The 16,205-nt window shown below is 46.0% G+C and carries 19 protein-coding genes; 4 read left to right on the top strand and 15 right to left on the bottom strand.

The genetic code is table 11. The features are described 5' to 3' along the window. The first annotated feature begins 36 nt into the window (after nt 1-36). A complete protein-coding gene (locus ACWJJS_RS04065; RefSeq protein WP_044052898.1) occupies nt 37-1,077 on the top strand; it encodes an oxidoreductase in 1,041 nt (346 codons plus the stop codon). 45 nt (nt 1,078-1,122) lie between these two features. Here ACWJJS_RS04065 and azoRB read toward each other — a convergent pair whose 3' ends face one another. The 10 genes from azoRB to ACWJJS_RS04015 form a co-directional block, all read right to left on the bottom strand. Further along, the gene (azoRB, locus tag ACWJJS_RS04060) at nt 1,123-1,758 is read right to left on the bottom strand and encodes an FMN-dependent NADH-azoreductase AzoRB (RefSeq protein ID WP_003151719.1); all 636 of its coding nucleotides are present in this window, start codon (nt 1,756-1,758) and stop codon (nt 1,123-1,125) included. Between the two features lie 194 nt (nt 1,759-1,952). Then, nucleotides 1,953-3,281 carry an LLM class flavin-dependent oxidoreductase gene (locus ACWJJS_RS04055; RefSeq protein WP_077722842.1) on the bottom strand — a complete coding sequence of 443 codons (1,329 nt, stop codon included), beginning with the start codon at nt 3,279-3,281 and terminating at the stop codon, nt 1,953-1,955. Beyond that, nucleotides 3,278-3,565 carry a glutaredoxin family protein gene (locus tag ACWJJS_RS04050; protein WP_044052896.1) on the bottom strand — a complete coding sequence of 96 codons (288 nt, stop codon included), beginning with the start codon at nt 3,563-3,565 and terminating at the stop codon, nt 3,278-3,280. Before ACWJJS_RS04050 ends, ACWJJS_RS04055 begins: the two co-directional genes overlap by 4 nt. Before the next feature lie 11 nt (nt 3,566-3,576). After that, nucleotides 3,577-4,584, bottom strand: a complete 1,008-nt coding sequence (locus ACWJJS_RS04045; RefSeq protein ID WP_003151713.1) for an LLM class flavin-dependent oxidoreductase — start codon at nt 4,582-4,584, stop codon at nt 3,577-3,579. Further along, nucleotides 4,581-5,360, bottom strand: coding sequence for an amino acid ABC transporter ATP-binding protein (locus tag ACWJJS_RS04040; RefSeq protein WP_025853847.1), 780 nt, complete (start codon nt 5,358-5,360; stop codon nt 4,581-4,583). Before ACWJJS_RS04040 ends, ACWJJS_RS04045 begins: the two co-directional genes overlap by 4 nt. Next, nucleotides 5,357-6,064 carry an amino acid ABC transporter permease gene (locus ACWJJS_RS04035; protein ID WP_025853846.1) on the bottom strand — a complete coding sequence of 236 codons (708 nt, stop codon included), beginning with the start codon at nt 6,062-6,064 and terminating at the stop codon, nt 5,357-5,359. The genes ACWJJS_RS04040 and ACWJJS_RS04035 overlap by 4 nt, the downstream gene beginning before the upstream one ends. 15 nt (nt 6,065-6,079) lie before the next feature. Next, a complete protein-coding gene (locus tag ACWJJS_RS04030) occupies nt 6,080-6,802 on the bottom strand; it encodes an amino acid ABC transporter permease (protein ID WP_007409997.1) in 723 nt (240 codons plus the stop codon). 22 nt (nt 6,803-6,824) lie between these two features. Next, entirely contained in the window at nt 6,825-7,637 is an 813-nt protein-coding gene (locus tag ACWJJS_RS04025; protein WP_264254831.1) for an amino acid ABC transporter substrate-binding protein, read from the bottom strand. Between the two features lie 25 nt (nt 7,638-7,662). Continuing rightward, a complete protein-coding gene (locus ACWJJS_RS04020) occupies nt 7,663-8,475 on the bottom strand; it encodes an amino acid ABC transporter substrate-binding protein (protein ID WP_025853844.1) in 813 nt (270 codons plus the stop codon). Next, on the bottom strand, nt 8,472-9,011 hold the full coding sequence (locus tag ACWJJS_RS04015; protein WP_102422506.1) for a GNAT family N-acetyltransferase: 540 nt from the start codon (nt 9,009-9,011) through the stop codon (nt 8,472-8,474). The genes ACWJJS_RS04020 and ACWJJS_RS04015 overlap by 4 nt, the downstream gene beginning before the upstream one ends. 151 nt (nt 9,012-9,162) lie before the next feature. Here ACWJJS_RS04015 and ACWJJS_RS04010 point away from each other — a divergent pair, with 151 nt between their 5' ends. After that, nucleotides 9,163-10,053, top strand: a complete 891-nt coding sequence (locus ACWJJS_RS04010; protein WP_025853843.1) for a LysR family transcriptional regulator — start codon at nt 9,163-9,165, stop codon at nt 10,051-10,053. A 38-nt stretch (nt 10,054-10,091) separates the two neighbouring features. On the opposite strand, the gene ACWJJS_RS04005 is transcribed toward ACWJJS_RS04010, so the two are convergent. Further along, nucleotides 10,092-10,886: an SDR family NAD(P)-dependent oxidoreductase gene (locus ACWJJS_RS04005; RefSeq protein ID WP_003151697.1), complete on the bottom strand. Its 795-nt coding sequence runs from the start codon at nt 10,884-10,886 to the stop codon at nt 10,092-10,094. 114 nt (nt 10,887-11,000) lie between these two features. After that, entirely contained in the window at nt 11,001-11,306 is a 306-nt protein-coding gene (locus tag ACWJJS_RS04000; RefSeq protein WP_326375029.1) for a barstar family protein, read from the bottom strand. 177 nt (nt 11,307-11,483) lie between these two features. On the opposite strand from ACWJJS_RS04000, the gene ACWJJS_RS03995 reads away from it, so the two are divergent. Then, the gene (locus ACWJJS_RS03995) at nt 11,484-12,137 is read left to right on the top strand and encodes a hypothetical protein (RefSeq protein WP_101562435.1); all 654 of its coding nucleotides are present in this window, start codon (nt 11,484-11,486) and stop codon (nt 12,135-12,137) included. A gap of 1,185 nt (nt 12,138-13,322) precedes the next feature. Beyond that, entirely contained in the window at nt 13,323-13,865 is a 543-nt protein-coding gene (locus tag ACWJJS_RS03990) for a hypothetical protein (protein ID WP_139885419.1), read from the top strand. 51 nt (nt 13,866-13,916) lie between these two features. Here ACWJJS_RS03990 and ACWJJS_RS03985 read toward each other — a convergent pair whose 3' ends face one another. The 3 genes from ACWJJS_RS03985 to ACWJJS_RS03975 all read right to left on the bottom strand — a co-directional run bounded on the left by ACWJJS_RS03985 (nt 13,917) and on the right by ACWJJS_RS03975 (nt 16,205). Further along, nucleotides 13,917-14,483 carry a hypothetical protein gene (locus ACWJJS_RS03985; protein WP_139885418.1) on the bottom strand — a complete coding sequence of 189 codons (567 nt, stop codon included), beginning with the start codon at nt 14,481-14,483 and terminating at the stop codon, nt 13,917-13,919. 313 nt (nt 14,484-14,796) lie between these two features. After that, on the bottom strand, nt 14,797-15,735 hold the full coding sequence (locus ACWJJS_RS03980; RefSeq protein WP_139885417.1) for an N-acetylmuramoyl-L-alanine amidase: 939 nt from the start codon (nt 15,733-15,735) through the stop codon (nt 14,797-14,799). A gap of 47 nt (nt 15,736-15,782) precedes the next feature. Beyond that, nucleotides 15,783-16,205, bottom strand: coding sequence for a phage holin family protein (locus ACWJJS_RS03975; RefSeq protein WP_025852350.1), 423 nt, complete (start codon nt 16,203-16,205; stop codon nt 15,783-15,785).

Here is a 16,205-nt window from a genome sequence, read left to right as displayed (position 1 = left end):
ATATATTGTTATCACATATCATGAGGGGGAAGTTCATTGAAAACGATACAGGTTGGCATATTGGGATATGGTTTGTCCGGGAAAGTCTTTCATGCGCCGCTTTTGGACGTCCTTGATGATTATCAGATCAAAAAAGTCATGACCTCCAGAACGGAGGAGGTCAAACGTGATCTGCCGGGGGCTGAAGCCGTGCGCGCGATTGAAGACATTACCGGTGATCCTGACATTGATCTCGTCATCGTTACGACACCGAGCGGAATGCATTATGAATCAGCGATGAAATGTCTCCTGGCGGGAAAACACACCGTCGTGGAAAAACCGATGACGGCGACTTCAGCAGAAGCGGAGGAGCTGAGAAGAACGGCTGAAAATAAAGGCGTCTTACTGAGCGTGTACCACAACCGGCGGTGGGACAATGACTTTTTAACGATACAAAAGCTGATTCGGGACGGGGCGCTTCAAGACATTCATACATATCAAGTCAACTACGATCTGTACAATCCGGTTGTCCAAGAAAGATGGCGCGAAAAAAGCGGACCCGCCACGGGAACGCTGTATGATCTCGGTTCACATATTATTGACCAGACACTCCTGCTTTTCGGAATGCCGGAATCCGTCACGGCACATGTGATGAAACAGCGGGACAACAGTGAAACCGTCGATTATTTTCTGGCCGCGCTCCATTACGGCAAACTTCAGGTCATTCTTCAATCCGGCTCCATGAATGCGGCAAACGGCCCGCGCTATCAGATTCACGGACGGAATGCAAGCTTTATCAAATACGGAAAGGACGGACAGGAAGAGGCGCTTTCAGCCGGCCAAAAGCCGATTGACGACAGCTGGGGGGCCGATGACCCTGACAACTTCGGAGAGCTGACAATCGCAGCGGATGAAAAAAGGCATACAGAAACAATCCCCTCTGAGAACGGCTCTTACCTTACGTACTACAAACTGCTGGCGGACAGCATCTTAAACGGAAAACAGCTTCCCGTTACGGCAAAAGAAGGCATCGATGTCATCCGTGTCATTGAAGCGGCGATGAAAAGCAGCGAGCAAAAACGGACGATTGCCCTTTAATATAAAAAAACCTCCCTGCCGACGGCGGGGAGGTTTTTTTTAAGATCAGAATGATTTTCCGGCTTCTTTCGCGCGGGCAATCGCATCTTCTTTAATTTGCTGTGCTTTATTCGGTTCAGCATTATGGCCTTCAACGATTAAACCGTCAAAAGAAGGAACGCCGAAGAAGTTCATCATGATGCCGATGTAACGGTGGCCCATTTCCATGTCAGCCGCCGGGCCTTCAGAGTAATAGCCTCCGCGCGCCTGAATGTGGAGCGCTTTTTTGTCAGTCAACAGGCCGATCGGGCCTTGCTCTGTATATTTGAATGATTTTCCGGCTACAGCCACAGAATCAAGGTACGCTTTCATAACAGGCGGGAATGAGAAGTTCCAAAGCGGTGTGACGAATACGTATTTGTCAGCTGACGCGAATTGATCGCTCAGCTCGTTCAGACGGCCGACTTTCGCTTTTTCGTTTTCAGAAAGCTCTTCAAATCCTGTGCCGGATTGAAGTTTTCCCCAGCCGCTGAATACATCCGCGTCGATATGAGGAATGTTCTCTTTGTAAAGGTCGATATGTACAACCTCATCATTCGGGTTTGATTCTTTATAAGAATCGATAAACGCTTTTCCTGTCGCCATGCTGTAAGATGTCTTTTCATCATGAGGATGAGCAGTGATATAAAGTACTTTTGCCATTGTAAACAGCCCTTTCGTTTTCAAATTACACACACATTTATTATGAAATATGAATGTTTTTTTATACTGATCAGTTCTGTAATAATTATAGTTACAAAAAATTCTTTTCGCAACAATAATATCTCGAAATCAGTATATTTTTTAAAAAAGGCTGTAATGACGGGAATGGCAAGCAGCAGAAAAAGCAGAAACATTTAGTTTCTGCTCAAAATCGGATTTGGTTTGCAGACCGGAATATCCAACCCGAGATTCCCCCGCAGTGTATCCGCCGGATAGCTTTTTCGGTACAGCCCCTTTTCCTGAAGGATCGGTATGACTTGATCTACAAAGGCTTCAAGCATGCCCGGGATGTCAGAGTGAATGATAAACCCGTCCGCCGCTTCCCGCTGAAACCATGTTTCAATTAATGATGCCACACGTTCCGGTGTCCCGATAAAGTTGGTTCGCGGAAACGCGGCTTCGCGCGCCACTTGACGCAGCGTAAGATTCCTGGCTTTCGCCTCTCTTTTGATACGGTCTGTCGTGCTTTGAAACGCGTTTTTCCCGACGTCGCCCAAATCAGGAAACGGCTCATCCAGCGGAAAACGGCTCAGATCATAATCGTCAAAAAATCTGGCCACATATTTAACGGCGTTCTCTATCGGTATCAGCTCGGCGAATTCCTGATATTTCGCTTCCGCTTCTTCTTGTGAACCGGCTATAATCGGACTGATTCCCGGAAAGATCCGCAGCTTGGAAGCATCCCGGCCGTAATCCGCCGCCCGCTTCTTCACATCATCATAAAAAGCTTTCGTTTCCTCAAGTGAATTGGAGTGCGTAAAGACTGCATCTGCATTCCTCGCGGCAAACGACCGGCCGGTTTCTGAAGACCCCGCTTGGAAAACGACCGGCTCTCCCTGTTTGGACCGGCCGATATTCAGCGGGCCCTCCACTTGAAAATACTCGCCTTTGTGATACAGGCGATGCAGTTTGTCAGGGTCAAAAAACTGCCCGGTTTCTTTGTTGCGGACGAAGGCATCTTCTTCCCAGGAATTCCACAGACCGCGCACCACGTCCACATGTTCCTGGGCGATGTCGTAGCGCCGGCTGTGGTCGGGAAGGCTTTCTTTGCTGTGATTGCGCGCGGCTCCCGCCTGCGGAGAGGTGACGAGATTCCAGCCCGCCCTGCCGCCGCTGATATGGTCAAGAGACATCAGCTGTCTTGCGATGGTAAACGGCTCAGTGAACGAGGTGGAAAATGTGCCGATTAAACCAAGATGGGTTGTAGAGGCGGCAAGCGCCGATAAAATAGTGATCGGCTCAAACCGATTTAAGAAATGCGGGATGGACTTTTCAGAAATGAACAAGCCGTCCGCAATAAAAGCAAAGCTGAACAGCCCTCTTTCAGCAGTCTGCGCTTTTTGCCTGTAAAACGCCGCATTCGTGCTTGCTGTCGGATCGGCGTCGGGATGACGCCAGCCGTCCGTTGTGCCGCCGACACCGTGAATCATGACTCCGAATTGAATTAGATCCGTCCGGCTCATTTTCTCACCCCCTTTTTCCCCTCGTAATCGGCAAGCGCCCGTTCTACATGTTCAATGCCGACTTGAGTAACGGCCTGATACACACGGCTGTCACCGCTGCCGATTTCAACGACGGGAACATGACGGATGCCGTACTTCGTCTGCAGCACGTCACGCAATTCGTCCCGCTCTGTCACATCAATTGTTTCGTATGCCACGGCTTTTTCCCGCAAATATCCTTTCACTTCATCACAATAGGAGCAGCCCTGTTTGCTCCAGACCACTACGTTTACTTCATGACTCATGTTCATCCCTCCTATAATTGTGGGGCCGGCTGCACCGCTTCGCTTAACAGCCGGTAAGACAATCGTTTTTCCTCAGCGTTTTTGATAGGCGACAAAATCACAAAATCGGTAATGCTGTATTGAACGGATAATCGTCGCAGCTCGGCGGCGGTCTCTTCTTTTGTCCCGGCAATCACACCCGTCTTTTGTGTGATCAGCTTATATGGCTGCGTGACTTGTTCAAGAAACGCTTCCGCTTGTTCCCGGGAACCGACATTCACCTTTTTGCCGTCTTCGAGAATGATTTTGACCGACTCACGCGATACGACGTGTTTTTCCGCTTCTGCTTTTGTATGTGCGGTAAATACCATCGGCGCAAGGTGAAATTCCGCCTTCGATCCTTTCGGCAGATGCTCGTCAAAGGCGTGGCGCGCTTTTTCTAACGCAGCCTCTTCACCGTTTATGAAATAGGCGAAAACGAAGGAAATGCCGAGTTTGGCCGCGGATATCGCGCTTTCCGCGCTGCCGCCGAGTAAAAAGATGTCAGGCGCATACTCAGTATGCGGCGTCGGCCGCAATGACGCGTAGCGGTGCGAGTCCGGAAAATCATTTCGGATGAAATGAGTCAGCTCCTCAAGCTTTTCTTCAAACAAACGGGCGGGCTGGATAAGCTCCCGCTGCAGCGCATCGGTTGACAGCTGAAATCCGCCGGGCGCTTTGCCGACACCGAGCGCCACACGGCCGGGAGCAAGGGCGGACAGAACCCGGAACTGCTCCGCCACCTTATAAGGACTGTAATGCTGCAGCATCACCCCGCCGGATGCGAGACGGATTTTTTTCGTGCTTGCGGCAAGATACCCCAGAACAATTTCCGGCGCTGATCCCGCTATCTCTTCATTGTTATGATGCTCCGCCGCCCAGAAACGGTCATATCCGTATTGTTCGGCCTCCTGAGCCAATTTCACCGTTTGCCGCAAGGCTTCTTCTGCGGTTTGGTTTTCCGCGGTGACACTTTGATCTAAAATGCTTAAACGAATCATACGACAGGCTCCTTTATGCGCTCTTTTATGTCATAACCGTAATCAGGCAGCACGCGGCGGAGGAACTTCTTCGTTCTTTCTTTTTTCGTCTTGTGAAAAACTTCCTCAGGCGTTCCTTGTTCCACGATTGCTCCTTCATCCATAAACACAATTTGGTCGGACACTCTTCTGGCGAATTCCATCTCATGTGTGACAATGATCATGGTGGCGCCGGTCCGCACAATGTTAAGCATCACCTCAAGCACCTCGCCGACAAGCTCCGGATCAAGGGCTGCGGTCGGTTCATCAAACAGCATCACATCAGGATGAATGGCAAGCGCCCGGGCAATCCCGACCCGCTGCTTTTGTCCTCCCGACAGCTGATTCGGATAGGCATGCAATTTATCCTGAAGCCCCACCTTGGCCAGTTCCCGCTCGGCAATGGCGTACGCATCTGATTTTTTCATTTTCCTTGCGACCGTCAGGCCTTCCATGACATTTTGAATTGCCGTTTTATGCGAAAACAAATGATATTGCTGAAAAACCATCGCCGTCTGTTTCCTCAGTCTGAGAATGTCTTTTTTGGCAGGCTTTTTGCAGTTAATGACTTCACCGTGCAGCGAAATGGCGCCCTCATCCGGCCGCTCAAGCAAATTAAGGCAGCGCAGAAAAGTGGTTTTCCCGGAACCGCTCGGACCGATGATCGTCACGACTTCTCCTTTCCGGACACTTAAATTGATCCCCTTTAACACGTGATGACTGCCAAAATGTTTCTGAATGTTTCGGATTTCGATCATAATGCGCCTCCTTGATATCTGGCCGCTCTTTTTTCCGCCAGACTGTTTACTGCTTCGAGAATCAGCGTTAATCCCCAATAAATCACGGCCGCCCCGATAAATGCTTCCAGAAACGCATAGTTATCGGATGCCGCAATCGTCGCCGTTCCTGTAATTTCAGGCACTGCAACAATTGCCGCGATGGAAGTGGTATGCAAAAAGCCGATGCCTATATTGGTGAAGTTCGGCAGCGATATCATGAACGCCTGCGGCAGAACCACACGCCGAATCATCTGGCCCCGCGTCAGGCCGATTGAATATGCCGCCTCCGCCTGCCCCGTATCGACGGCCATGATCCCGGATCGGAGAATTTCCGTCATATAGGCGCCTGCCGTTAATGACAGTGCCATGATGACAAACACGGCGACCGGAATCTGATTGGCCGACCAGCCGAGATGAAACGCGCGGCTGAATTGTTCGGCAATCAGCGGAACCCCTAAATAAATCAGCATGATATGGAGAATCGCCGGGGTGCTGCGGAAAAAAGACACGTAAAACGCTGAGCAGGCCAGCAGCCATTTGATGCGGAATATACGCACCGTGATATTGCCGAGAGCTATGAAAAATCCGGCAATAATCGGAATGACCGTCATCGCCAATGTAAGCGGAACGGTTTTCAACATTTGTTTTATCGCAGTTCCGATAAATGGAATGTCCAGCTCCACTGCTCTCCCTCCTTTTCAGCCGTGCGCGCTCATGTCAAAAACCGTCACAAGGCGCGTCTCATCTTTCTTGATTCGTTTTTCGGCCCATCTGAAGACACATTCAAATAAAAGGGCGGCCGCGTAATACAGAACAGACAGCGAGATATACACTTCAAGAGAATGATTGCTCGATGTAATCAAGGTCTGTCCTCTGCCCGACATATCCATCACCCCGATCGAAAAAGCGAGTGATGTATCTTTTAAGAAACCGATCACCATATTCCCGATGTTGGGAAAGGCCTGCACAAGCGCCTGCGGCAGAATGATGCGCCGGAATGTCTGCCCCCCGTTCAGCCCGATGCTGAACGCCGCCTCCGCCTGCCCGCGGTCGACGCTGTTCACACCTCCCCTGATGATTTCGGCCGCTCTTGCCGCGCTGCTCAGCGCGTACGTGGCGATGGCCGCATACAAAGGGTCCATTTTAGAGGTATCAATTCCGGCGAGCGCCGTGAGCGCCGGAATGCCGTAAAATACAATGAACAGCTGCACCATGATGGGCGTTCCTCTGAAAAAAGAGATATACAGCTTCGCAAACTGATTCAAAACGGGAATGCGATAGATGCGGGGCAGCGCCAAAAGCAGCCCCAATAGAAAGCCGAACAGCAAAGACACCGCCAATATATACAGCGTGACGGGCAAATACCCGAGCAATGTCGGCACAAAGGACGCGATCATACTGATATCAAACGCTTTTTCCATTGCCGGTCCCTCTCTTTTTCACTTAATATTGCTCCTTTGAATAATCCGCGCCGAGCCACTTTTCACTCAGCTTTTTAAGCGTGCCGTCATCAATGATTTCCTTGAGCGCTTTATCAATGTCATCGCTCAGCGTTTGTTCATTTTTGTTAAACATAAAGAACACTTTGGCATTTGACAGCACTCCGCCGACCGTTTTTTCTTTGATCGCGCTCGTTTTGTTTTGAAAATCGACAGCAAACGGCGTTGAAATCGTTGCATCGGCGCGGCCGGATTTCAGCTGATTGGCCGCATCGTTTGAACCTTGGCCGGCATAGGCGATTTCAAACGGACTGCCGTGTTTTTCATTCCATTTTTTCAGCACAAGCGCGCCGTTTGACGTCGGACTTGTAATGACCCGCTTTCCTTTCAAGTCATTAATGCCGTGAATGTTCCCATTATCTTGGAGCACCGTGATTTTCAGCGGGAAGTTGTTATACGCGACTTGATTGAACAGAAATTTTTTCTCCCGTTCGGCGCTTTTCTCCATTTGATGAGCCACGATATCGACTTTATGCTGGCCGAGGCTGACAAGCAGGTTGGAGAAATCCATCGTTTTAAAGGTGAATCGATAGTCCGGCAGGCGCCTGTCAAGCTCTTTCACCAGCTCAACGTCATAGCCCGTCAATTTGCCTTTATCATCAATAAAGCAAATATTCGGAAATTGAGTGCCGGTGCCGACCGTAATGTTCTTCACGTTTTTCTGATTGCCTGATGCCGCCTCCCCGCCCGCGCCGCAGGCTGATAACGCCGCCGTTGCCGCAATTGTTAATGACATGACCGCCAGTCTTATTTTCATGTGATCGCCCCGTTTTCTGCTTCAATTATTTCGTGAAACTTGATTTTGAATAATCCGCGCCGAGCCATTTTTCACTCAGCCTTTTCAATGTGCCGTCCTTCTCAAGCTTTTGAATCGCCCGATCCGTATCGTCCGCCAGGGTTTGGCTGTTTTTATTGAACATAAAATACACCTCGGTATCGAGCAGCACATCACCGACCGTCTTTTGTTTGAACGCGTGCGTCTTATTTTGAAAATCGACGGCAAACGGCGTGGATACGGTGGCGTCAGCACGTCCTGTCTCAATTTGGTTCGCTGTATCATTGCCGCCCTGCCCGGCGTATTTCAAGTGTATCGGGCTGCCGTGGGACTTGTTGTATGCCGTCATATAATCCGCCGCATTTGACGTCGCGCCGACGATGACGGTTTTCCCTTTTAAATCCCGGAGCGTGTGTATCGCGTCATTATCCGCCTTCACCGTAATGTACATCGGCGAGTAGTTATACGGGATTTTGTGATACAAAAAGCGTTTCTCCCGTTCCTTGTTTTTCGCCATATTGTGCGCGATCACGTCAATTTTCCGGTTTCCGAGACTTGTAAGCAGATTCGAAAAATCCATCGTCTTAAAGACAAATTTGTATTGCGGCAGCTGTTCATCAATGGCTTTCATCACTTCAATGTCATAGCCGGTCAGCTCGCCTTTTTCATCCATAAAAGCAATGTTCGGAAAATCAGTTCCCGTGCCGACGATAACGGTCTGCACGCCGCTCCCCGCTTTCGTGCTTTCTCCTTGCCCGCACCCGGCCAGCACGCCGAGCAGCAGAAGCAGACAGCCGGCTCTGATCCGTTTTTTTATCATTGCGCCCAGCTCGGTGTGCCTAACAGCGACGCGTCAAACCGCTCCGGTATGAGCACCTTTCTCATCATGACTCCGATGTCTCCGTCTTTCTCCTGCTCAAAATACACTTCATATCCCCTCCGTCTGTACATATCTACAAGCCAGGGATGCTTGCGCGCCGAAGTGCCGAGCGTGATGGCCGGGGCCTTCAGCGTATCCCGCAGCACATGTTCCTCCACATAAGTCAAAAGTTTGCTGCCGATGCCCTGCCCCTTCAGCTCAGGAAGCGTCGCAAACCACCAGACAAACGGATATTTTGACGGAGGCGTGTCACTCTCCCACGGAAAACGGATCGTAATTGTTGAAAGAATCCGTCCGTCCCGTTCGAGCACGACGGCTGAATGATTTTCAATATTTTCCGTTACCATATCGATGTCGGCCCGCGCCGACGGCCAGTCAATCTCCAAATTGCGGATCGGCTGAAACGCGCTGTACAGCAGCTCTAAAAACTCCGGCGCATCCTTTTTCTCAGCCAATCGAAATATGTCTTCACTCATTCCGGTCACTCTCCCCGCAAAAATATATAATTCCAATTTGTTTACTAAGCTTTGATTGTTTATACTATAAAGCAAACTGATTTGTTTGACTAATCAAAAAAAGTAAAGGAAAGGTTCAAGAAAATTAATGAACAGCCGGGAGGGGATTTCGTTGGAATTACGCACCATTAAAACGTTTCATACCATCGTACAGTCAGGCAGCTTTTATAAGGCCGCCGAAATTCTGAACTACTCACAGCCGACGATTTCAATGCGGATTAAACAGCTGGAACAGGATGTAGGCGCGCAGCTGTTTGAACGGGGAAAGAAGCTGAAGCTGACAAGGGCGGGGCGGCTGTTTCATGAGCGGGCCGGGCAGCTTCTCGCGCAATACGAGGTGCTTGACCATACTCTGGCCGATATCAGACAGGGCCAGGCCGGCCTTATTCAGATCGGCATATCCGAACCGACGGCAAGCCTGATCTTCCCTGCCGTGCTGCGGGGTTTCTTAAATGATTATCCGGACATGTCGGTCAATGTCAGCGTGGATGATGCCAATACATGCAGCCGCAAACTGCTGGAGGGCGCCATTGATTTTGCGGTATGCGGCGAGCCGGAGCTGATTCTGGAAAATTATTTCGATCCGTTTTTCCATGACTCGCTCAATGTCATCGTGTCCAACAGACATCCCCTTGCCGCCAAAGCAAGCGTTAATCTCGAAGATTTAGAAAATGAATGCCTGATTTTTACGCCCGCCAATTGCCCGATCCGGATTCAAATTGAACAGCACCTGCAGCGGGCCATCGGCAGCAGCTATCGAAAAATGGAGCTGACCAGCAGCATGGCTCACCAATACTATGTCAGGGAAAATATCGGCGTCTCAATCTTTACGGCGACGGCGCATTCAGAGCCGATCGAGGGCACGAAGGTCATTCCGATCCATAACTTAACAATTTCACCGCCGGTCGGGCTGTTGACAAACCAAAAAGAAGAGCATTTTGACTGTGCCACAAAAGATTTAATCAGCAGGATCATCAGCCGGTTTCAGCGTGATCCGCATTAAAAAAACCCCCGCTTTACGGGGGTTTTTGTATGTTCATCTTATATAATGCTCCGCACCAAGCCGCCGTCGATCCGCAATGCAGATCCGTTAATGGCAGACGACAGCGGGCTGCTTAAAAAGGCGACAAAATGAGCGATCTCTTCCGGACGGATCAATCGCTGAATGATCGACGTCGGACGATTTTCCTTCATAAATCGTCTCTCCGCTTCAGCCACTGTCAGGTTTTCACCGGGATAAAGCGACTCCAGCATTGTTTCGACGCCCTCTGTTTTCGTGGAGCCGGGCATGACCGTATTCACCGTCACATTCGTCCCTTCCGTGAGCTCGGCCAGACTGCGTGACAGCGACAGCTGCGTTGTTTTCGTAGCGCTGTAATGAGCCATTTCCTGAGAAGGCATGACGGCCGCTTCACTCGCGATAAAGATCACCCGTCCTTCCTTCCGCTCAATCATCCGCTTTGCATACCGGCGTGTCAGCCGCACGCCGCTCATGATATTCACCTCGAAAAACCGGAGCCACTCTTCGTCAGGAATATCAAAGTATTCCGCAGGTTCAAAGATTCCTAAATTGTTGACGAGAATATCCACATCCGGATACTGCTGAAAAATCGCGCCGCATCCTTCCGCCGTGCCTAAATCAAATGCGGCCGGATAGAGACGGGCATCCGGCGTCTGTTTCTCTAGTTCCCGGATCGTTTCGTTCACCTTTTCTTCACGGCGGCCGTTAATGATCACGGCCGCACCTTCTGCAATCAGCGAAGCCGCAATCGCCTTCCCGATGCCTGACGTAGATCCCGTCACAAGCGCCGTCTTCCCTTTCAACTGCAAGTCCATCATCCATTCCTCCCTATCGCAAGTCTCTTCTTATATATGGACAGAAATCGAAAGCCTGAAACCTTCCGTCCCTATTATCGGGTAGAAAAATGGATGAGGGGAAGTACGCACTTTTTAGTGCCTGTCCGTTGTCCCGGCTGACGGCTGATCGATTTGAATGACAAACCGATTCTCTAACTCTTCCTGAGCCTCTTGAAACAGCTCCAAGACATCATCAGCATCCGAACCCAATGCCTTCTGACTGATCTCAAAATTCTTCCACACCAAAGTCAGCGGATATTCTATCCAGCCTGTCAGACAATCCCATAAGGCATTCAGATTTTCACCATAAAAGTCCGGGAAATCTAATTGATCTTTTAAGATTCGGTGTAAAGCTTCTGTGCTTGTAACATCTTTTCCGTCTATGATGACGACTATCATTCACATGGACTCCTTTTTTCTTCGAATTATATTTAGCAGGATACACCTTGATCCATTACCTTCGACCCGTTATTATAACTCACCTCACACTTGTTAAGGAGAAATTAATATTCTAGTTATTTACTGTATTATTTATTATTGGTAGAATTTAATTGAATCTTATGAGGAGGGTTATAGATGAAAAAATCTTTTGTTTTTCTATTATCGCTAGTGCTTTTATTTAGCATTTTTCCTATTAGCACTTTAGCCACCGTGAAAACGTCAGAAGATGACACGATAACTGTACCTGGAAAAGATGTAAAAAACACTGCAGTATTAGTTGATGCTATCAATGAATTAGATGAAAAATTGGATATGAAAAATCTATCATCTAATTCTCCAGAAGATATAAGTCAACTGAGTTTAGCAGCAAAAACGCTGTATGATACTATTGTAAATTATGAAAATCAAACATCTGCTTCTTTGACAGGCACTGACGCGTTGATCATATTCAAAGAGTATATTGACGAGTTAAATAGAAGTGAAGTTATTAAACCTGTTGAACACATTGTAACAACAATGGGAGTTATAAACTATAAAGAATATAAAATTAGCAACTCACAAATAAAACAATTGAGTGCTGCTGTTGGAATTAATAGTGGATTTTGGGGTACAGCTACAGCTATAGCTAAAATTTTTGCTAAAAGCCCAACTGCACTTACATTAATGTTAGGTGCGGTACCGCTTTTAGGTATGGGTACTATAAATGCCTGCAATTCTAAAGGAAAAGGCATTATTATTACAAAAATGGGTTCAGGAGCAACGAATACATATAGTTGCAGGTCTCAATAAAAAAGTGTGAGCTTTCGCTCACACTTTTTTATTTTTTATTTTTCTGATACATTTTGATATAAATTCACTAACAAAAAAAACTATTAAGCCTGATATTAATAACAAAAGTGAATTTATCTTTAAACCCTTGTTAAAAAAATCAAGGATACTATTTATCAATAAAAAACCTGACCAATAGATGAATAAAGAATAGAAAGCTATATTAGTGCTCTTTTCATCCGTATTTCTACTAGTTTTAAAAAACAATGATCTGCCCTCCCTATTCTTGAATCTTTTCAATCCTTACTATAAAATTTTTCAATGCTCATCAAAAATACTTATTGGTGGTTAAGTGCTTAATCTTTCGTTTAGGTTGGTACATTGAGCCTTCTTCATTTTACTCATGTCGTCACCTCCCATAAAACAATGATAACATGAATTAATTCTAGTTTATATTGTATGTAATTCCCGAAATAGCTAATACTCTTCACTAACTTCAAGTATAAACCGAAAAATTTAAACAATTTCATTTAAAATCTAAACAGAAGTCCATGTACGAGACTGAAGAAAATACTCCGCAATTCGATCCCTATCTTTCATTTCATTCTGAAAACAATTAAAACAAAGAGCATAGTAATTCTGTTGGCTTTATCTCTATTCTTTACTGTATTTCCTGGACAGCTTTTTTTGCCACAATTATACAAACGGATAATACAAAATAATAGGATAAAGCAAAAGCAGCACATCTTTTAGATTATCCTTTTTAAGTATTGAATGAGTAGTAAGAGAAATTAAAATGAACAGGCAGGAATTTAGATAGGAGGAGGTATGGCATTAACACGAAAGCCATCTTCCTTTCAGCACAAAGGGAGAAAACGAAGAATTTTAAAAAGTGTTACCAAAATGTTACCGCAGTGCCATCGAAAGCTTTGAAAGCCTTGATAACACTGCGGTTTCGGCGTTATGTATGGAGACGGTGGGAGTCTATCATAGTGTATTTATATATTTTAAAAAAGGTGAAAAAACGTTGATAAATTAATGTTTTTGTCACCGAAACTTTGAATAAATTAAGCTATTTTTTTATGAATTTGTTGCCAAAATGTTGCCACTGAAAAGCATCTGTCAGATAAATTGATTTGAAGGATAGAATCAAGACCTTTTTTGCTTTAAGATGGAATCATCGACTAATTTTAGGGGGAGGAATAAATGCAGAAACTGATTGTTATTCTTTTATTATTACTTCTTGCGGGTTGCGGTCATAGCTCAGCCACTAAAAAAGACACTCAATCATCCGAGAAAGCCTTTTTAAAGGAGTTTGCTTCTCGTTATGATGATTCAATAGACAGTCTAGCTGAAATGGAGAATATGCCGACATTACCAAAAAAGATTGATCTTGAGAGCGATATAAGAAAAGAAAACAATAAGGATACATACACTCAAATTGTTGCATCTGAAACCGACTCATCAGATAACGGGTTTCTTAATTACCAGCTCAATATAAACTATGATAAAAACAAAAACTTCACTGGGTTTCATATGCAAGCTTTCGGAACAACTAAGGAATTACCAGTTAAGTCAATTGGGTGTGCGATCATTCTTCTTGACAGCCTTGATCTTGATTATAAAAGAGCAGCCTCCTTTTTTGATGATAATAAATATGATGATGCGTGGACCGAAGATGGCTACAAAGTTAATTTCAAACGAGTCCCACTTTTGAATAAAGCGGACGTTTATGTGACTAAAGAATAATTTTTATATGCAAAAACCCCTCTCTTTCGAGAAGGGTTTTTATATTTTTATTTACTCAACCGAATCAATATTCGGATCAGCTTCGGAAATCCATGTCTTCGTTTTAGTTGTCTTGTATTTTCCTTTTTTATATATCTTTGTTGTTGCTTCGTATTTCGCTTTCGTGTACCTAACGAGCCATTTGTATTTTTCTGTGGATTTTAAACGAATATCACCCTTTGAAGCAACATAACCTGTTACCATGCTTGTAAATGCAGCAGCCGCAGCTCCGCCTAAATTAAAGGTTGCAGTCAAATATCTTGTAATATGCCACATGCCGCCTGATGCCGCTGAAGCAACTACATAAGCCGGGATAGTATAATCTGATTTGAATTGCCCGTCCCATTTCGCTTGTACATCAGATTTGTTTTTCAAGACATTGCTTGAGTCATATAAATTTATTCCAGCAGTATGATATATCATCAAATTCTCAATGCTTGAATTCGGGTCCAAAGTTTCGGAAACAGCAATATCATTCCTATAATTCTCTTTCTTTTCTGTGGCAAAAGCCGAAGTTATTCCGCTAAACGCAAGTGACAACGAAAGAATACCGACCGTCAAAGACTTATAAACTTTCAAAAAAATCCCTCCATTTGGTATTTTTTCTTGCGATTACCAGTATAAAGGTTCGTTTTTGTAAACGCTACCTTTTTTTAGAATTTATGTGCTATTATTTGAAAAAAGGAGTGTGAAAAATGAGAGAGTTGATCATGACAATACTTATTGCTTTAATTTGTGGTGTTATTGTTTATTATGGTAGTTCCTTGAGTTTTCCGCTACTATTCATTTTTTTGTTTATTCCAATTTATATTATTATGAAGATTAATGAGACTATAAAAAAAAGAAACAATGAAAACTCATGACAATAAAAAAAGCCCTCTCAGAGGGCTTTTTATTTTAATAGGGCTTCGATCTTCGCCTTTGTCTTCGGCCCATAGATGCCGTCAGCAGACAGACCATACATGGACTGGAATCGTTTGACCGCATTTGCTGTTTTGGACCCGTAATAGCCATCTATTCCGTTGTTCTTTGCTCCCTTGTCCGGATAGTAATAAAGAGCCGCCAGGGCCGTCTGAATTTGTTTCACAGCCGTTCCCTTAGTTAATGGGCTTGTCACTTTAAAAATGCCTGACGGTAGCGTGTAAGATGATTTCTTTTTACCGGATGAAGAGCTGACCGAGCCAGTCAGCTTTAATACCTGGCCGACTTTGATAAAATTCGGGTCCTTGATACCGTTCAACTTTTGCAGGGTGGCCATGCTCACGCCGTTTTTCTGTGCAATGACAGAAAGAGCATCGCCTTTCTTGACGGTGTACGTCGCCCCGCCTGTCTTGGTTTCTGTCTTCGCTGGTGAAGATGGCGCGCCGCTTATACCGGCCTTAAAAGAGTCCCACCGATCAAGCAATTTGCGCGGACAATACTTACCGGACCAGTGTTGATGCGGAACGACATTTGCAAGGGAAATGCCCTGCTCCTTCATGAGCTTTTTGATCAGCCATTGAGCATTCGCCACGGCTTTCTCAAAATCCCCATCGCTATTCTCACAAATTTCAATACCGATAGATTTCCGGTTGCCGTTTCCGCGGTTTCCGTCTCCCGCGTGCCATCCGTTTTCATTCAATGGCAGATGTTGATATATCTCTTTTTCGTCAACCGTAAAATGCCAGCTGGTAGGTGTTTCTGGATTTTTCTCATAACGGGCGTGCATGGCTGCGTTTGCCCCTTTTGCTGTGTTCGCCGTGTTGTGAACTGTGATGTATGCCGGGTCCATTGCGTATCCCGGTCTATTATTATGTCCTACTGGAATAAAGTCTTTTGTGATTTTCACCATTTTTCATCGTCTCCTATTCTGTTTTGAAATATAAAAAGGCCGCCGGATTAACCTGCTGCCTGATCGTCTTTTTCTGTTTTCTGATCGTTGTCGCTTTCAATTACATGGAGCCGGTCAGTGATGACTGCCGGAATTTTAACGCCGATTTGCGCTAAATTCTCTGTGATGGAAAGGCCCTCATTTGCAATATAAAAAAGAACGGTCGCAAAGGTCAGGACGCCGTTCAGATCCATAATCGTATCAATAGCATTCGCCACGATAACCACAAGGAAACTGAGCATTTTACGGACATAGCCGAACCATGCGCTACGGCTCCGAAGCTCCTTGAATTTCCATGCCTTTATCACACCGGTAATAATGTCAATGATGTTCAGCACCAGCATTAAATCAAGATATTTCACCTCCCCAAAAAGATATGCTCTTGCGATCTGTAAGCTCTCAAAATTCATCCACACGTATATTCCCTCCAA

Source organism: Bacillus sp. JK106, assembly GCF_053663355.1.
Note: the sequence above shows the minus strand (reverse complement) of the source record. Positions and strands in the feature narration are given on the sequence as shown.